The 15483-nt window shown below is 73.7% G+C and carries 13 protein-coding genes and 1 tRNA gene; 10 read left to right on the forward strand and 4 right to left on the reverse strand.

The window, feature by feature from the left end:
* Nucleotides 1–159 precede the first annotated feature (159 nt).
* Complete coding sequence (locus tag ABZY31_RS04680) at nt 160–810, forward strand: hypothetical protein (RefSeq protein ID WP_356404773.1); 651 nt, start codon at nt 160–162, stop codon at nt 808–810.
* Nucleotides 811–869: 59 nt separating this feature from the next.
* Here ABZY31_RS04680 and ABZY31_RS04685 read toward each other — a convergent pair.
* Nucleotides 870–945, reverse strand: a tRNA-Arg gene (locus ABZY31_RS04685).
* Between the two features lie 378 nt (nt 946–1323).
* Here ABZY31_RS04685 and ABZY31_RS04690 point away from each other — a divergent pair.
* The 8 genes from ABZY31_RS04690 to ABZY31_RS04725 all read left to right on the forward strand — a co-directional run bounded on the left by ABZY31_RS04690 (nt 1324) and on the right by ABZY31_RS04725 (nt 11530).
* Nucleotides 1324–2943, forward strand: a complete 1620-nt coding sequence (locus tag ABZY31_RS04690; protein ID WP_356404872.1) for a dynamin family protein — start codon at nt 1324–1326, stop codon at nt 2941–2943.
* A 4-nt stretch (nt 2944–2947) separates the two neighbouring features.
* On the forward strand, nt 2948–4882 hold the full coding sequence (locus tag ABZY31_RS04695) for a YfjP family GTPase (protein WP_356404775.1): 1935 nt from the start codon (nt 2948–2950) through the stop codon (nt 4880–4882).
* 133 nt (nt 4883–5015) lie between these two features.
* Nucleotides 5016–5417, forward strand: coding sequence for a single-stranded DNA-binding protein (locus tag ABZY31_RS04700; protein WP_356404777.1), 402 nt, complete (start codon nt 5016–5018; stop codon nt 5415–5417).
* Between the two features lie 170 nt (nt 5418–5587).
* Nucleotides 5588–6805, forward strand: a complete 1218-nt coding sequence (locus ABZY31_RS04705; RefSeq protein WP_356404779.1) for a TQXA domain-containing protein — start codon at nt 5588–5590, stop codon at nt 6803–6805.
* A 99-nt stretch (nt 6806–6904) separates the two neighbouring features.
* Complete coding sequence (locus ABZY31_RS04710) at nt 6905–8476, forward strand: phosphatase PAP2 family protein (RefSeq protein WP_356404781.1); 1572 nt, start codon at nt 6905–6907, stop codon at nt 8474–8476.
* A 210-nt stretch (nt 8477–8686) separates the two neighbouring features.
* Complete coding sequence (gene ettA / locus ABZY31_RS04715; RefSeq protein WP_356404783.1) at nt 8687–10351, forward strand: energy-dependent translational throttle protein EttA; 1665 nt, start codon at nt 8687–8689, stop codon at nt 10349–10351.
* A 19-nt stretch (nt 10352–10370) separates the two neighbouring features.
* Nucleotides 10371–10826, forward strand: coding sequence for a thioesterase family protein (locus tag ABZY31_RS04720; protein WP_356404785.1), 456 nt, complete (start codon nt 10371–10373; stop codon nt 10824–10826).
* Nucleotides 10823–11530, forward strand: coding sequence for a hypothetical protein (locus ABZY31_RS04725; protein WP_356404787.1), 708 nt, complete (start codon nt 10823–10825; stop codon nt 11528–11530). Before ABZY31_RS04720 ends, ABZY31_RS04725 begins: the two co-directional genes overlap by 4 nt.
* Before the next feature lie 33 nt (nt 11531–11563).
* On the opposite strand, the gene ABZY31_RS04730 is transcribed toward ABZY31_RS04725, so the two are convergent.
* Nucleotides 11564–11968 carry a globin gene (locus ABZY31_RS04730; protein WP_356404789.1) on the reverse strand — a complete coding sequence of 135 codons (405 nt, stop codon included), beginning with the start codon at nt 11966–11968 and terminating at the stop codon, nt 11564–11566.
* Nucleotides 11969–12085: 117 nt separating this feature from the next.
* Between ABZY31_RS04730 and ABZY31_RS04735 the strand changes: the two genes are divergently transcribed.
* On the forward strand, nt 12086–13066 hold the full coding sequence (locus tag ABZY31_RS04735; RefSeq protein ID WP_356404790.1) for a methyltransferase domain-containing protein: 981 nt from the start codon (nt 12086–12088) through the stop codon (nt 13064–13066).
* 3 nt (nt 13067–13069) lie between these two features.
* On the opposite strand, the gene ABZY31_RS04740 is transcribed toward ABZY31_RS04735, so the two are convergent.
* Entirely contained in the window at nt 13070–14035 is a 966-nt protein-coding gene (locus ABZY31_RS04740; RefSeq protein WP_356404792.1) for an FHA domain-containing protein, read from the reverse strand.
* Between the two features lie 101 nt (nt 14036–14136).
* The gene (locus ABZY31_RS04745) at nt 14137–15468 is read right to left on the reverse strand and encodes a VWA domain-containing protein (protein WP_356404794.1); all 1332 of its coding nucleotides are present in this window, start codon (nt 15466–15468) and stop codon (nt 14137–14139) included.
* Nucleotides 15469–15483 lie beyond the last annotated feature (15 nt).

A 15483-nucleotide genomic window follows, 5' to 3' on the forward strand; every position in this document is an offset into this window, starting at 1 on the left:
GGCGTGTTCGACCTCAGTGGACCATCGCCGGGCGCGCCCTGTCCGGCGCCCCCGTGCCGTTGAACGTCGTTCATCGCTGGGCAGTCCACCCTCTACTACGCGGGCCTACGCCCGGAGGGGGCCGTCGCCCTGCGCGTCGCCGATGCGACGCTGCCGGAGATGGGCTGGGGTGAACTGCTTGCTCACAGGGCGGGGCCCGAGGTCGGCAGTCAGTGGACGGACGACGGCCAGGTACACGAGAGCCGTCAGCTGAAGGGCCGGGCAGTTGGCGATATCCGTCCGGTGCCCGCCCATCCGGCGCTCGCCGCGATCCCGCGCGAGCTCGTGGCGCGTGACGATCTCAAGCCCGGGGACCTCCTGTTCCCCGGGGAGAAGGGTGGGCTGCTCGCCGGCTCCGTCTTCCGGCGCGTCTGGAGCAGGGCGCGGCAGACCGTGCTCGACAAACACGAGTACGCCTCGCCCGTCGGCAAGCGCGTGTACGACCTCCGGCACACCTGCCTGACGACCTGGCTGAACAATGGAGTTCCGCCGGCCCAGGTGGCCGCTTGGGCGGGCAACAGCGTCCCTGTCCTGCTCGCTACTTACGCTCGATGTGTGACTGGCCAGCTGGCCGATCTTCAAAAGCGCATCGAGGGCCCGCAGGAGCTGCCCGCCGTAGTCTCGCCGCCGGACTGGTCGGGCCAGAACTTCGGCAAGTTTTCGGGAAGAACAGCCGCCAAGAGCCGTCCGAAGCCGGCTTCAGTCGGACTGCCGCCGCCGGCACCAGGGTCTCTGACCGGGCTGACGTCACCGCAACGACGCACACGCTAACGTGCCTTTGACCTGCACGAAAGCCCTCCCCGGGGGGAGGGCTTCGGGTGGTGGAGAAGTGGTGCCCCCGGCAGGACTCGAACCTGCGGCCAAGTGCTTAGAAGGCACCTGCTCTATCCACTGAGCTACGGGGGCCGGAAGGTGGCCGTGTGGGGCCTGGAGCCCCGGTGTGGGGGTGGGGCTGCGGTCCGTGCCGGGTCAAGGATAGGGCTCCGGCCGCCTTGTCCCGGTTGCTTCCCCCGCGTGCCACGATGTGGAGGTTCGGTGAAGCGGTCCCGATAATCGCAGGCAGGTGCGATTCGCGCATCGCTTTTGCGCCGCGGCGCCCCGGGTGTTGTGCACTCGTTATGCCTGTGCCCCACTCGTCCCGTCTGTCTGTGATGTCTCGGCGGGGCCCCGCCGGTGGGCTGTCCGGAGTGCCCGGAATGCACCACTGGAGTCGCGTTCGCCGCGCAGGGGGCGTATAAGCTTCAAAAAAGGTCACAAATTGGGCATTCTTCACATGTGGTGACCTTGGATGTTCGGCCCCAGCTGCTCGATGCCCTCTCCGCCGTGCGCGACCGGGTAGCCTCCGTGCGTCTGCCGCTGCCTCTGCCCGGTGCCCCGCGCGCCCGGCAGACCAGATCGGAGCTGCTCGCACAGCTCGACGACTATCTCGTGCCCCGGCTCAAAGCCCCCGAAGCCCCGTTGCTCGCCGTCGTCGGCGGGTCCACCGGAGCCGGGAAGTCCACCCTCGTCAACTCCCTCGTGGGCCGTCAGGTCAGTGAGGCCGGAGTGCTCCGGCCCACGACCCGCACGCCCGTCCTCGTCTGCCATCCGGACGACCACCACTGGTTCGCCGGGATGCGGGTGCTGCCCGACCTGATGCGCGTCTGGCTTCCGCAGGGCGAGGAGGAAGCCGTTCCGGTCGGCCGCAAGGGCCTCGGCCGGCGGCCGGCCGCTCCGGGGGGCGGGCAGCCGCGCGAACTGCGCATCGAGACCGTCAGCACCCTGCCGCGCGGCCTCGCCGTCCTCGACGCCCCCGACATCGACTCCCTCGTCGTCGACAACCGCACCCTGGCCGCCCAGCTGATCTGCGCCGCCGACGTGTGGGTCATGGTGACCACCGCCTCGCGCTACGCCGACGCCGTCCCCTGGCACCTGCTGCGCACCGCCAAGGAGTACAAGGCGACCCTGGTCACCGTCCTGGACCGGGTGCCGCACCAGGTGCTCGGCGAGGTCTCGCGGCAGTACGCCGCGCTGCTCACCCGGGCCGGGCTGGGCGACGTACCGCGCTTCACCGTCCCGGAGCTGCCCGAATCGGCCGGGGAGGGCGGGCTGCTGCCCGCCAGCGCGGTGGCACCGCTGTTCGCCTGGCTCAGCCACCACGCGCAGGACCCCGCCGCACGGCAGCAGGCCGTCGGCCGGACCGCGCTCGGGGTGCTGGACTCGCTCTCGCGGCGGATGCCCGAACTGGCCTCCGCCGTCGCCGCCCAGCACGCCGCCGCCGTACGGCTGACCTTCGCCGTCGAGGACGCGTACAAGCGGGAGGGCAAGCGGGTCCGCAACCGGCTCGACCACGGCGCCGTACTCGCCGGGGACGCCCTCACCCGCTGGCGCGGCTACCCCCTCGACACCACCCCCGACGAACTCCTCGACTCCCTCGCCGAGTCGCTCGCCGCCCTGCTGCAATGCGCCGTGGCCGCCGCCGACGAGCGGATCGCGCAGGCCTGGCGCCGCGAACCGGCCGCCGCCGCCGTCCCGCTGCCCGCGCCCGACCGGGAGGCGGGCGAACGCATCGGGATGGCCGTACGGCGCTGGCGGCGCGTCCTGGAGGAGCTGGCCGAGGAGGAGGTGGCCCGGCTGGAGAAGCAGCCCGGGCCCGATCCGGACGGCGTGGCCGCCCTCCTCGTCGCGGTGCTGCTCGGCGGCAAGCGGGCCCGCGCGGCGGGCGAGAAGCTGGCCGAGCGGGTCGGCGTACAGGTCGCCCTGCGGCTGCGCGACCGCGGCGCGGAACTCGTCGCGACCCACCTCGACCAGGTGCTGCGGGCCGAACGCGACCGCCGCCTGGCCCCCCTCGAAGCGCTCGACGTGACCCCGGAGCCCCAGGCAGAACTGATCGCCGCGCTGTCCCTACTGCAGAAGGAGAGGTGACGCGGTGACCGCCCTGACCGACCGAACCGACGACCGTGACCGCGACCGCGAGCGGGAGGGGGAGCACCCGCGCGACCGCGACCGCGGCGGGGACCCCGACAGCGGGCGCGGGCCCGAGGGGGAGTCCGAGCAGGGCGCGGACGGGCGGCCGCGCTGGGACGACGGGTTCATCGCGCGGTCGCGCCGGGCGGGTACGGACGACGACCCGGACACCGACGGGGGCGCCGACGAGGCGCTCGTCCGCGCCGTCTCCGGAGCCGGGAACGACGGCGGCAAGTCGCCCGCCGCGCCGCCGCTCAGCCCCGAGGGACAGGCCCTGCGGACCCGGCTCGAAGCCCTGCGCCAGCTGGTCGGGCTGTCCCGGACCCGGCTCGACGGCAAGACGCTGGCCGAGGCGGGCCGGGTGCTCGACGAGTACGCCGCGCGGCGCGGCCTGTCGGCGCAGCACACGGTCGTCGCGATCGCCGGAGCCACCGGAAGCGGCAAGTCCACGCTCTTCAATTCACTCGCAGGGGTACAGATTTCGGAGACGGGCCTGCGCCGCCCGACCACCGCCGCGCCCATCGCGTGCAGCTGGTCCGACGGGGCGGCGGGCCTGCTGGACCGGCTGGAGATCCCCGGCCGGCTGCGGCGGCGCCCGCGCGAGACCTCCGAGGCGGAGGCGCTGCGCGGAATGGTCCTGGTGGACCTGCCCGACCTCGACTCGGCGGTCGGCGCGCACCGCGACCACGTGGACCGGGTACTGGCGCTGGTGGACGCCGTGGTGTGGGTCGTCGACCCCGAGAAGTACGCCGACGCGGTGCTGCACGAGCGGTACCTGCGACCGCTGGCCGGGCACGCCGAGGTCACCTTCGTCGTGCTCAACCAGGTGGACCGGCTGCCCGGCGAGGCCGCCGACCTGGTCCTCGACGACCTGCGCCGGCTCCTCGACGAGGACGGCATCGCGCTCGGCGAGCACGGCGAACCCGGCGCGACCGTGCTCGGGCTCTCCGCCCTCACCGGCGAGGGGCTGGGGGAACTGCGCGAACTGCTCGGCCAGTTCACCCAGGAGCGCGGCGCCGCCACCCGGCGGATCGCCGCCGACGTCGACCAGGCGGCGGTGCGGCTGCGCCCGCTGTACGTGGCCGACGGGCACTCGGGGCCGGAGATCGGCGAGGCCGCCCGGGCCGAGTTCGAGGACCGGCTGGCCGAGGCGGTCGGCGCGTACGCCGCCGGGCTCGCCGCCGAACGGGCCTGGCGGCGCAATGCCGGAAAGGCCTGCGGGACGCCGTGGCTGCGGCTGTGGCGCTGGTACGAGGGCAAGCGCGCCCCGCGCACGCTGGCCGGGCTCGCCGCCCTTGCCGCCATTGGAGGACGTCACCCCGGATCCGGGATCGTGGAGGCGCCGGTCGGCGAGGAGGTGACCGCCCGGCAGCGGGTGGAGCAGGCCGTACGGACCGTCTCCGACGAGGCGGTGAACGGGCTGCCGGACCCCTGGGCGCAGGCGGTGCGGGAGACCGCGGTGCGGGGCGGCGAGCGGCTGCCGGAGGCGCTGGACGAGCTGACGGCGACGCTGGGCGTGCCCGCCGGGAAGCCGCCGCGGCCCGCGTGGTGGCCGGCCGCGGTGCTCACCCAGGCGGCCATGACGCTGCTCCAGATCTTCGGCGGGCTGTGGCTGGTGGGCCAGATCGCCGGGGTGCTGGAGCCGCGGCTGCTGCCGCCGGTGCTGCTGATGGTGGCGGGCATCGTGGGCGGCCCGCTGGTGGAGTGGGCCTGCTCGATCGCGGCCCGCGGACCGGCCCGGCGGTACGGGCAGGACGCGGAGCAGCGGCTGCGGCAGGCCGCCGCCGGGTGCGGGCGGGCGCGGGTGCTGGAGCCGGTGGCGGCGGAGCTGCTGCGCTACCGGGAGGTGCGCGAGCAGTACGCGACGGTGGCGCGGTTGTCCACAACCCGTCAGTAGTCCACAGCCCGGAGCGGGGTGCGGGCCGGCCGGGTCAGCATGGGTGGGCGGACGCGAGGTGCGGACGTGCCGATCGGGGCGGATGGCCGGGTGTCCGAGAGGCTGGACGGATGCGGGGGAGGGGGCGGCCGGGATGAACGACACCCTGGTGACGCTGGTGGGGAACGTGGCGACGGGCATGGACTACCGGGAATCGCCGAGCGGGGCGGTGGTCAGATTCCGGTTCGCCGTGACCCCGCGGTACTGGGACCGGCAGCGGGAGGGCTGGAAGGACGGCGCGACCAGCTTCTACACCGTGTGGGCACGGCGTGCGCTCGCCGCCAACCTCGCGGGGTCGGTCGCGTCGGGCGAACCGCTGGTGGTGCACGGGCGGTTGCGGGTGCGGGACGAGGAGGGCGACGGCAAACGCTATTTTTCGGCGGAGATCGACGCGGTGGCCATCGGCCACGACCTCAATCGCGGGACCTCGGCGTTCCGCCGCATCGTCCGCGCGGAGACTCCACTGACGGAACCTCAGAAGGCGACGGTGGGCTGAGTGTTCGGGGCCGATAGGATTCCCCGGAACTCACGGGCACCTGGGTCTCTGGCCCGGAGGGGAAGACTGTGTCGATCGCCGTTCCCGCATCTCCTGCGTCTACGTCCACGTCTACGTCTGCTGCGGCTACGTCCGCGGCGTCCGCCGCGCCCGGCGCGTCCGGGGGCGGGGTGCGGGCCGCCGCGAGACGGCCGCTCGCCACGGCCCTGCTGGCGGCGGCCATCGCCACCGCGCCGGGCACCGCCGCGGCCGCCGCCGGGGCGGACGGTTCGGCCACCCGGCCACCGGAGGGCGCGAGCGCCGTGCTGGACGGGCTGAAGACGTACGGCCAGGCGGTCCTGCGCACCCAGGACGGGGCGGTGCAGCAGATCCCGGCCGGGCTGTACGAGATGCGGGTGGACGGGGGCGGCATGCTCCAGACGTACGGGGTCGGCCTGACCGGTTTCGCCCAGCCAGAGGCGCACTACACCGAGACGGCGTGGAGCCGCAGTCCGCTCGGCGACCACGGGGACGCGGGCCGGATCCGCTGGGTACTGGAGCACTCCTACCCGCAGTTGAACGACCTGGCGGGGCTGGCCAGGGCCGCCGGGGCCGCATCGCTCACCGCCGAGAGCGCGGCGGCCGGGACCCAGGTGGCGATCTGGCGGCTGGCCGAGTCGGCGCAGGTGGAGGCGGCCGACCCGGAGGCGGAGAAGCTGGCCGACTACCTCCAGCGCGCGGCGGCCCAGTTGCCGGAGCCGCCGGCCTCGCTGGGGCTGGACCCCGGCGAGGTGTCCGGGCCGGTGGGCGGCAGGATCGGGCCCGTGACCGTCCGGACCGGGGCGCAGAGCGTGACGGTCACCCCGGACGCGGCGGCCCTGGCGATGGGGGTGCGGGTGGTGGACGCCGACGGGCAGCCCCTCACCACCGCGGGGAACGGCAGCAAGCTGTACTTCGAGGTCCCGGCGGGCACGCCCGACGGGGAGGCGTCGGTGACGGTGCAGGGCGCGATGAAGGTGCCCGTGGGCCGGGTCTTCACCGGCGGTGAGCAGACCCGGGCGCTGATCGTGGCCGGGTCCAGCGCCTCGGCGGCCTCGGCCGTGGCCACCACGGAGTGGCCGACCCGGGTGGTCCCGGTGTCCACCGGGGGCCAGGGGGCCCAGGGGTCGGCCGGGACCTCGGTGGGGCCGCCGACCGGCCAGACCCGGAGCACGACGGGGACCGCGGAACGCGGTGACGAGGAGCGCCTGGCGGCCAGCGGCAGCTCCGGGGCCACCCCGGTCATCGCCGGCCTGGCGGTGGGCCTGGTGGTCCTGGGCGGCGTGGTCGTCCTCCTCCTGCGCAAGCGCCCCCTGGAGGAGGACACCCCCGCCGCGGGCCCCGCCGCCCGGGCGGACCAGGACGCGTAAGGCGCCGCTACGCGCCCCCCGCGCAGCCCTGCCCGCGCGCGACGAGGCCGGGTCTGGGGGAGGCTGGTTCGAAATGGGGGCGGCGGGTAAGGGCGTGAAATGGTTGATCAGGAACTGACCTGGCAAGGTGCGGTCGCCCGGGGCGACCGTGCGCTGTTCGACGCGGTCGCCCACAGGCAGTGGCCCGGTGCGCAAAAGGTGCTGCCGCGACTCGGCCGCGCCGCCAACCACGGGGTGCTCTGGGCCGGTGCGGCCTCGGCGCTCGCCGTGTTCGGCTCGGTCAGGGCCCGGCGCGGGGCCGTGCGCGGGATGGCCTCGCTGGCGCTCGCCTCCGCCACCATCAACACCGTCGGCAAGTGGTCCGTCCGCAGGGCCCGGCCGCTGCTGGAGGGCGTGCCCACCGCGCGGCGGCTCGCCCGGCAGCCCCGGACCACCTCCTTCCCCTCCGGCCATTCGGCCTCCGCCTTCGCCTTCGCCACCGGACTGGCGCTGGAATCCCCGGGCTGGGGCGCGGTCGTGGCGCCGGTGGCGGCCTCGGTGGCGTTCTCCCGGGTGTACACGGGCGTCCACTACCCCACCGACGTCCTGGCGGGAGCGGGCTTCGGCGTGGCCGCGGCGTGCACCGTCCGGTTCGTGGCCCGGAGCATCGAGCGGCACCGGGTCACCCCGGGCAACGAGCGCCCGGCCGCCGACGCTCCCGCGCTGCCCGACGGCGAGGGGCTCACCGTGATCGTCAACAAGGGGTCCGGGACCGCCGCCGAAGCGGGGATCGAGCGGCTGCTCAAGTCCTTGCCCCAGGCCGAGGTGGTCGAGTGCGAGGGGCCCGACGTGCCCGCCGAGCTGGCCGCGGCGGCCGCCCGCAGCAAGGTCCTCGGGGTGTGCGGGGGCGACGGCACGGTGAACGCCGCCGCCACCGCCGCGCTCAAGGCCGGGGTGCCGCTCGCGGTGTTCCCGGGCGGGACCCTGAACCACTTCGCGCTCGACCTCGGGCTCGTCGGCCCCGAGGACACCTGCCGGGCGGTGGCCGCGGGCCACGCCGTCAAGGTGGGCGTGGGCCGCTTCACCCCCGGCCCCGCGCGGGCCGAACCGGCCCTCGACGCGAGCGCCGTCCCCGTTCCCCCGGCCGATTCGGCCGGCCCCGCCGTGCCGGTCGCGCAGGCCACGGCGGAACGGGAGGAGTTCGGGTACTTCTTGAACAACTTCAGCATCGGCGCCTACCCCGAGCTGCTCGGCCACCGGCTGCGCTGGGGGCCCCGCATCGGCGGCGGCCCCGCCGCGCTGCTGGCGTCCTGGAAGGTGCTGCGCGCGGAGCGGCCGGTACGGATGCGGCTGGCCGGGCGGCAGCGGGCCGTCTGGCTGCTCTTCGCGGGCAACGGCACCTACCAGGGCAGCGGCGCGACCCCGCGGCACCGGATGAGCCTCGGCGAAGGGCTGCTCGACGTACGGCTCGTGTTCGGCGGCGGGCGCCCCGGCCCGCGCCTGCTCGCCGCGGCCCTCGCCGGGCCGCTGACGCGCTCGCCCGTCCACACGGCGACCAAGCTGCGCAGCCTGCGCCTCTCCGAGATCCCGGAGGGCACCCCGCTCGCCTACGACGGGGAGTACGCGCTGGCCCCCAGGTCCTGCGTCCTGGACGAGCTGCCCGACGCCCTCACGGTCTACCGCCCCCGCTGACCCCCCGGAGCCAGGACCGAGCCCCCCACCGGCCCCTGGCTCCGCGGAGCCCCACCCCCACGGCGCCGCTTCCGCACCGCCGTGCCTCGTCATGCCGTGCGGCGCCCCGCCCCCGAGCCCCTGCCGCTGCCTATGCGTTTCCCCCCGAGGGTGGACGTCAGGCAAGATGGGGTGTATCTGCCCACCCATCGATCTGCCGGACGGTTTCTCTTGGCTGAGTTCATCTACACCATGCGCAAGACGCGCAAGGCGCACGGCGACAAGGTGATTCTTGATGACGTCACCCTGAACTTCCTGCCCGGCGCGAAGATCGGTGTGGTCGGTCCGAACGGCGCCGGTAAGTCCACCGTCCTGAAGATCATGGCGGGCCTGGAGCAGCCGTCCAACGGTGAGGCGTACCTGTCTCCCGGCTTCAGCGTCGGCATCCTCATGCAGGAGCCGAAGCTCGACGAGTCCAAGACGGTCCTGGAGAACGTGCAGGACGGCGCCGCCGAGATCATGGGCAAGCTCAAGCGCTTCAACGAGGTCGCCGAGCTGATGGCGACCGACTACACCGACGCGCTCATGGACGAGATGGGCAAGCTCCAGGAAGACCTGGACCACGCCAACGCCTGGGACCTCGACGCCCAGCTGGAGCAGGCCATGGACGCCCTGGGCTGCCCGCCCGGCGACTGGCCCGTCACCAACCTCTCCGGTGGCGAGAAGCGCCGCGTCGCGCTCTGCAAGCTGCTGATCGAGGCCCCGGACCTGCTCCTCCTCGACGAGCCCACCAACCACCTCGACGCCGAGTCGGTGAACTGGCTGGAGCAGCACCTTTCGCAGTACAAGGGCTGCGTCATCGCCGTGACCCACGACCGGTACTTCCTCAACAACGTCGCCGAGTGGATCCTCGAACTGGACCGCGGCCGTGCCATCGCCTACGAGGGCAACTACTCCACGTACCTGGAGAAGAAGGCCACCCGCCTCAAGGTCGAGGGCCGCAAGGACGAGAAGCGCCAGAAGCGCCTCAAGGAAGAGCTGGAGTGGGTCCGCTCCAACGCCAAGGGCCGCCAGACCAAGTCCAAGGCACGCCTCGCCCGCTACGAGGAGATGGCCGCCGAGGCGGACAAGATGCGGAAGCTGGACTTCGAGGAGATCCAGATCCCGCCGGGCCCGCGTCTGGGCTCGATCGTGGTCGAGGTCAACAACCTCTCCAAGGCGTTCGGTGACAAGGTCCTCATCGACGACCTGTCCTTCACGCTGCCGCGCAACGGCATCGTCGGCATCATCGGCCCGAACGGTGCCGGCAAGACCACGCTGTTCAAGATGATCCAGGGCCTGGAGACGCCGGACTCCGGCGCCATCAAGGTCGGCGACACCGTCAAGATCAGCTACGTCGACCAGAGCCGCGCCAACATCGACCCCAAGAAGACCCTCTGGGCCGTCGTGTCGGACGAGCTGGACTACATCAACGTCGGCCAGGTCGAGATGCCGTCCCGCGCCTACGTCAGCGCCTTCGGCTTCAAGGGTCCGGACCAGCAGAAGCCGGCCGGCGTGCTGTCCGGTGGTGAGCGCAACCGCCTCAACCTGGCGCTGACGCTCAAGGAGGGCGGCAACCTGCTGCTCCTCGACGAGCCCACCAACGACCTCGACGTCGAGACCCTCTCCTCGCTCGAGAACGCGCTCCTGGAGTTCCCGGGCGCGGCCGTGGTCATCTCCCACGACCGCTGGTTCCTGGACCGGGTCGCGACGCACATCCTCGCCTACGAGGGCGAGTCGAAGTGGTACTGGTTCGAGGGCAACTTCGAGTCGTACGAGAAGAACAAGATCGAGCGTCTCGGCGCCGATGCGGCCCGCCCGCACCGCGCCACGTACAAGAAGCTCACCCGAGGCTGAGACTGAGGCTGGAACAAGCATGGCCAGACACCTCTACCGGTGCCCCTTGCGCTGGTCGGACATGGACTCCTTCGGGCACGTGAACAACGTGGTCTTCCTCCGCTACCTGGAGGAAGCCCGGATCGACTTCATGTTCCGGCTCGCGCCGGGCGAGGGCAGCGAGTCCTTCACGGGCGGTTCCGTCGTGGCCCGCCACGAGATCGACTACAAGCTGCCCCTCGTGCACCGGCACGAGCCGGTCCTCATCGAATCCTGGGTGACCCGGATAGGCGCCGCGTCCCTGACCATCGGCTACGAGGTCAAGGACGTGGCGGAGGACGGCCGGCCCGAGAAGGTCTACGTACGGGCCTCGACGGTCGTCGTGCCCTACAACCTCGCCGAGGGGCGGCCCCGCCGCATCACGGCCGAGGAGAAGCAGTTCCTGCAGAAGTACCTCGACGAGCCCACGGGCCCGGAAGGGGCCGTCGCCGCATGAGCGAACGGCTGCGCCTCGCCGATTCCGGGGAGGCGGCGGACCTCGCCGCCTTCCTGGGCCGGCTCGTGCACTACGACCGCGCCGCCGCGGTCCGCCTCCAGGTGGGCGGCGGCGCGCTGGCGGTGTTCGGCCGTCCGCCGTCCTTCGACGTGCTGGCGATCCGTACGGCCCGGCTCGCGCAGCCCCCGGCCCTGCCGCTGGACCGGACCGTCTCCGCCGGTGAACTCCTGGAGGCGATCGACGAGGCCGAGGGCAGCGCGGTCGTGCCCGCGGCCGTGACCGGACCCCCCTGGGCCGGCGTACTGCCGCCCCGCGGCGGCTGGCAGCAGGTGCCCGGGCTGCCCGGCGCCGACGCGATGCGCGCGCAGGTGGCGCTGGCCGTCGCCGAGTTCCGCAGCCGCGACGAGGCACTGCCCCCGCAGCACCGCACCCGCTCCGAGCGCGACCGGATCGGCCGCGAGATCTGGTCCCGGACCGTGGGCGAGACCGCCCTCCCGCTGCGCGCCGTGCACGCCGCCCAGTCCCTGGGCTTCCTGCGGCCGGTACGGTCCACCGTGCCCGCGCAGAGCGCCGCGCCCGACGCCCCGGAGCCGGTGGCGCTGCTGGCATCCGGCAGCTGGCTGCGACTGCGCACCCCGTACGGCTCCGTGGTCACCCGCCGCCCGGGCGGCGGCCTGGGCGCCCTCCGGGTCCGCCCGGTCTGACGCCGGTACGCCCCGCCCGCGCCGTACCTCCGCTCAGCCCTCGGTGTTGATCATCGAGGCGGCGGCGTACGTCACGTACCGCCACAGCTGGGCCTCGTGCTCCGGCGCCAGGCCCAGCTCGTCGAGCGCGTCCCGCATGTGCCGCAGCCACGCGTCGTGGGCCGCCCTGTCCACCTGGAACGGGGCGTGCCGCATCCGCAGGCGGGGGTGGCCGCGCTGGTCGCTGTAGGTGGTCGGCCCGCCCCAGTACTGCATCAGGAACAGCGCGAAGCGCTCCTCGGCGGGGCCCAGGTCGGCCTCCGGGTACATGGGACGCAGCAGCGGGTCCTCGGCGACCCCCTGGTAGAAGCGCCGGACCAGGCGGCGGAAGGTCTCCTCGCCGCCGACCTGCTCGTAGAAGGTCTGCTCCTGAAGGGTGCCCCGCGGAATCTCGTTCACCCGACCATCGTCTCAGACGCCCGGACGGAGGACCGGGGTCCTAGGACCATCGGCCGCCCGGCGCAGGCCCCTCGTGTCCGACGGGCGGCCCGGAGGCGCGGGCAGCACAGTGGAAGCATGGGAGGTACGGAGGCCGGAGCGGCGCGGGACCTGCGGGGGACGGCGCACGCGGCCCAGGTCCGCGAGCTGGTCGCCGCCGGGGCGCTGCCCGATCCGGCCTGGCGGGCGGCCTTCGACGCCGTGCCCCGGCACGTCTTCGTCCCCTACTTCTGGACCGGCCGCGGCGCGGGCCACGAGCGGCTGTGGGCCGAGGACCCCGATCCCGAGCGCCGGGCCCGCTGGCTGCGCGGGGTCTACACGGACGCCCCGCTCGCGACCCGGCTGCGCGACGGCGAGCTGGTCTCCTCCAGCAGCCAGCCGTCCCTGATGGCGCGGATGCTGGACGCGCTGGAGGTCCGGGACGGGGACAACGTGCTGGAGATCGGCGCGGGCACCGGTTACAACGCCGCCCTGCTCTGCCACCGGCTCGGGGAGGACCTTGTCACCACGGTGGACCTGGACGAGGAGATCACCGAATCGGCGCGGGCCCACCTGGCCCGGCTCGGCTACCACCCGGTGGTGGTCACCGGGGACGGTGCGCGCGGCTGCCCGGCGCGGGGTCCCTTCGACCGGATCATCGTCACCTGCACCCTGCCGCAGATCCCGGCCGCCTGGCTGCCCCAGTGCCGCCCGGGCGCGCGGATCCTGGCGCCGCTGTCGACGGGGCTGATCGCGCTGCGCGTGCGGGACGCGGCCTTCGCGGAGGGGCACTTCCTGCACACCCCGGCGTACTTCGTCCCGCTGCGCGGAGCCGCGGCCGCGCCCGCGTGGGTGGCGGGCGGCCTGCCGTACGACCTGCTGGAGAACGAGCGCTTCCAGTTCATGCTGATCCTCACGGCGGGCGCCCTGCACCCGCGGGAGGCCCTGGACCTGTGGCGGCGCGAGGACCGGCCGGCGCGCGAACGCTTCGGCGTGACGGTCACCGACGAGGGCCAGTGGTCCTGGCTGGACGATCCCCAGGGGCCGTACGTCTGGCCCCTGGGGGATGCCGCCGCCTGACGCTCAGCCGCGGCGGACGGTGACCGTGGTCCAGGCGCCGACGTGGACGCGGTCGCCGTCGCGCAGCGGGACCGGCACGTAGGGCTGGATCGGTTCCTCGCCCCCGTTGATGTAGGTGCCGTTGGTGGAGTTCTGGTCCACCACCGCCCAGCTGCCGTCGGGCTGCTGGACCAGGACCGCGTGCGCGTGCGAGACGCCCGGGTCCTCCGGCGGGACCGACAGGTCGACGTCCGGGGACTCGCCCGTGGAGGCGCGGCGGCGGCCGATGGTGATCTGGCCGCCGGACAGCGGAAGGTGCTGCTCCGGGGCGTAGGCGGGCAGGTTGAGACCCGCCGCCTCGGGGCCGCTGCGCTGCATCATCGCCATGAAGTACGAGCGGTCGGGGCCGATCGTCGCGGTCCAGGCACCGCCCTGGGGCGGGATCGAGGGCTGCTCCGGCGCGGGCTGCTCGTATCCCGGCTGCGGCACGGACGGCAGCGCTTCGTAGTAACCCCGGGGCTCCTGCTCCTGCACCGGCGGCGGCAGCAGCCAGTCGTCCTCGCGCTGCAAGGACTCGGCGGGCCGGTTGACCTGCGAGGGCCGCGAGACGTGGTGGTCGTAGGGGTCCTGCGCGTACGAGGCCTCGGCGGTCGGCATCGGCGCGTGCGGGGCGCCCGTGCTCACGGGCGGACCCGGAATGCGGTCCGGATCCGGGGCGATCGGCGTGTACGAGGTCGCCGTCCGGGTCAGGAAGTTGAAGCGGCACTCCTCGCAGTACGGGGCCATCGCCTCGCGCGGGGTCCGGCACTGCGGGCACAGCTCCGCCTGCGCGGTGGGCTCGCCCCCGGCCATCGGGAAGCCGTAGTCGTAGGAGGGCGGCGGCGGGGGCTCGTGGGCACCCGGGGGCGCGGCCGCGGGGGCCATGCGGTGACCGCATACTTCGCACCAGTCGTCGGAGACCGATTGGTGCCCGTTCGGGCAGGTCGGCATGTCGGCCGTTCCCCCTTCTCCCCTGCGTCGGGACGTCAGTGTCGCTTCTGTGGCGCTCGGGTGCCGCTGTCGCGGCGCTGTCGTACCGCTTCGGTGCCGCTTCAGTTCCGCTTCACGCGGACGGTCTGCGTCGACCGCGTTTCGAGGGTCATCTCGTCGGCGTCGGCGACTTTCGCCTTCAGCCGCACAGTACCCGCCGCGACATCCACGACATCCACCACCTTTGCCAGCAGTTTCGCAGTGTCCTCGTTCCCGGACGCACTGGCCAGCTGCACGGCGCGGCCCAGTTTGGCGGTGGCGCCGTCGAGATCTCCCAGTTTGCGTGCTTCCAGGCCCTGCTGGATGACCTCGGCCAACTCGGCCTGGCCGGTGTAGTGGGCGACCTGAGCGTTGATCTTGGTGGACGCGGCCAGGTCGGCCGTCCACACCGCGCGGACCAGCCCCGGGGTCTCGGTGAGCACCGTGGCGTCCTCGCCGCCGCGGCCCGGCAGGACCAGGGAGATCCGCGAGGCGAGCATCTCCCGGCCCACGTCCGCGCCCGGTACCCGGACGCAGACGTGGTACTCGCGGGACTCGTCGCCCCAGGACCCGGTCGGGTAGTCACCGGCACGCGGACCGGCTTCGGTGCGGCGGTCGGTGAGGTCCTGCACGGCGGGCGCGACCTGCTTGACGTACTGGATCTCCGCGCCGACCGGGTTCCACAGGCGCAGCGCGACGTCCGCGACTTCCTTGCCCATGACGTTCTCCATCATGAGCGTGAAGTCCTCGGCCAGCCGGGCCGGGTCGGCCACGATGTCGGCGGTGCCGAGCAGCGCGCTCGCGATGCCGGTCACCTCCTTGACCTCCCAGTCGGTGCCGACCCCGCGGGCATCGCAGGTGAACCGGCCGGCGCAGGCGTCGAGGGTGGCGCGGAGCACCTCCGGGTCCTCGTGCTCGTTGCGGCCGTCGGTCAGCAGGATGCCGTGCCGGATGGTGGCGGGGGACTGGCGCAGCAGGCCGTCGGCCAGCCGCAGCCAGGTGCCGATGGCCGTGCCGCCGCCGGGGGTCAGGGCGCCGAGGGCGCCCTTGGCCTGGGCGCGGGTGACCGGGTCCGCGACCGCGAGGCGGCCCTGACCGGGGTAGACCTCCCGGGCCACGTGCGTCCCGGCGATCACGGCGAAGGAGGTCCCGTCGCGCAGGGTGTCGATCGCGGCGGCCGTGGCCTCCTGGGCGCCGGTCATCTTGGCGGGCGGATACGCCATGGACCCCGAGCAGTCGACCATGATCACGACGGCCGCACCGCTGCCGGAGGTCGCGGCGCGGGTCGCGGCGGCGCCGCCGGTGGACGTCACCGTCACGATGGCGTGCACGTCCTGCCCGCCCACCGGGAGGAACTCGTTCTGGTACACCTCCACGGTGAAGCGCGGGGCGCTCGGCTTGGCGAAGTTCGCCATCAGGACGGTCTCCTC

Origin of the sequence: Streptomyces sp. NPDC006529 (assembly GCF_040611795.1) — a bacterium.
In the GTDB taxonomy this organism is placed as follows: domain Bacteria; phylum Actinomycetota; class Actinomycetes; order Streptomycetales; family Streptomycetaceae; genus Streptomyces.